This is a genomic window from Eubacterium sp. 1001713B170207_170306_E7 (assembly GCF_015547515.1).
Taxonomy (GTDB): Bacteria; Bacillota; Clostridia; order Eubacteriales; family Eubacteriaceae; genus Eubacterium.
The window spans coordinates 1-1,931 of the sequence record NZ_JADMVE010000018.1 but is presented as its reverse complement, the minus strand read 5'-3'; the positions used below and the strand labels follow the sequence as shown (position 1 = coordinate 1,931).

Annotated in this window: 3 protein-coding genes; all 3 read right to left on the bottom strand. The window is 37.5% G+C overall.

Annotation, left to right across the window (positions count from 1 at the left end; all coding sequences use genetic code 11):
• The coding region (locus I2B62_RS20335) for a sugar phosphate nucleotidyltransferase (RefSeq protein ID WP_195270856.1) at positions 1-650 on the bottom strand (650 nt) is incomplete at its 3' end.
• A complete protein-coding gene (locus tag I2B62_RS20330) occupies positions 647-1,369 on the bottom strand; it encodes a hypothetical protein (protein WP_195270855.1) in 723 nt (240 codons plus the stop codon). The genes I2B62_RS20330 and I2B62_RS20335, both read right to left, overlap by 4 nt.
• A 9-nt stretch (positions 1,370-1,378) precedes the next feature.
• A partial coding sequence (locus I2B62_RS20325) for a DUF2284 domain-containing protein (RefSeq protein WP_207736111.1) occupies positions 1,379-1,931 on the bottom strand: 553 nt, incomplete at its 5' end.

The following is a 1,931-nucleotide window of genomic DNA, read 5'->3' as shown; positions in this document are numbered from 1 at the left end:
GTCCATTGGTAGTCTGAGATATCCCCGTAATACAAATTAAAATTATCTTTAAAGATCAGACGATTAAAAACATCTTCATACCATTGATCATACATTTCCTTATTGATCATTTCTTCGAGCGCTTCTTTTAATATATGCGCAGACTTTTTCTCCAGTTTTATGATTCCTGCATATTCTCCGTGGTATTCTACTAAATTTTCAGTGACTACAACCACCTTATCCTTATTGACCTGTACATTCCAATCGCTGTTTTTTTGAATGGAGCTATCGAGATAGACGGTTGGCTTGTTCACTTCTTTACAGATTATTTCCTGCATCAGCTTTTCGGAGAGAACAATATCCCCATTGATAATGGTCACTTGTTCAGCATCCAGATATTCTTTGGCAAACCACAGGGATGCACTAGAATTGGTGATACTGTAAAAAGGATTGTGACAAAAATGAACGTTTTTTATTTCACTCTCAATCAACTCTTTCATAAAGCCAGTTACAACAGTGATCTCTGCGCTTTGATCGTACTTTTTTATTAAATGAATGGTTCGTTTTATGACGGTTTCATCATCGTTCAGCTTGAATAAAGGCTTGGGATAATCAAGGGTAATCGGATGAAGGTGTGATCCTTTTCCGGCTACTAATAGGATATAATTCATTGGGTTTCACCTCTATTTTCACTTTGATGAATCTTTCGGGCAAACTGAAGATCATTGACGGAATCTACTTCGGTCCATTGATAATCTGCGATATCCACATAACCCAATTCCAAATCTTCGAAAAAGACCATCTCGACTAAAGCATTTTCATACCATTGATCACAATAACCTTTATCGATCATATCGTTAATTTTTTGTTTAAGGCGCTGGCTGGTTTCTGGATCGAGTTTGGTGATCCCTGCGTATTCGCCATCATAATTTTCCAGTTCCTTACTCATCACAACAACGCTTTTATCTGAAACCTGTACGTTGTAATCCCCATCTGTCTTGATGGAGCTGTCCATTAAGACAATGGGCTTTTCTGTTTTTTGAGTGATCACTTCTTTTGCTAACAGTTCAGAAATAACCACATCGCCATTGATTAAAGTCACATCGCCTTCTAATTTTTCCTGTGCAAACCATAGAGAAGCAATACTATTGGTTAAATGGTAAAATGGATTGTAGTAAATTGTGGCCTCCTGAATCTCGACTTCTATTTTTTCGTGCTTAAAGCCGGTTACTAAAATGATGTCTGCTTCCTGGTCGTACTTGCGAATCAATGTGACCATCCTTTTTAAAACCGTTGTTTCTGCGTCAAGACGGTAAAGGGTTTTGGGCGCTTCGTTGGTAATGGGATGCAAGCGGCTTCCCGTTCCTGCAATTAAAATGATATACGTCATTGCTTCCTCCTAAAACATAATCAACCCAAAGCGGTAAAGTTTTTCTTTGGGTGGAAAATGAATCTCAATGCCCTTTCGCTTTAAGGTTTCTACTACGTTAATGCCGGTTGCTTCCATCGGTATTCGGGATAAGTAAGGATTTCGGCATTTATCGGGTGCACAGCCATTTTTACAAAGCTTACAGCTGCCGCCGATAAAACTATTGTAGAGCGTAAAATCTGATTCATACAAAATTTTTTCGATTTCTAAAATTGTTTTGTGCAGGCTGACAGATGTCTGTTTACGTACTTCCTGAAAATCCTCCTCATTTTGAAAAGGCATTTCAAGGTAGAGTACGACCAGGTGTTCATATTCATTGATGAGTTCTCTGTAGTCAATATCTGGAATATTCGGCGGACAGGTCCAGGATGTTTTGTATTTTGCGCAGTGAAAACATTTAAGCTTGATGCGATTTTCAAAAATAAAATCGGTTTTATCCAGTTCAATGGTTTTTATTTGGGGATATTTTTCTTTAATATGGCTCATTACCTTTAAATATCTTTGTTGATTTTTCATTTTTATA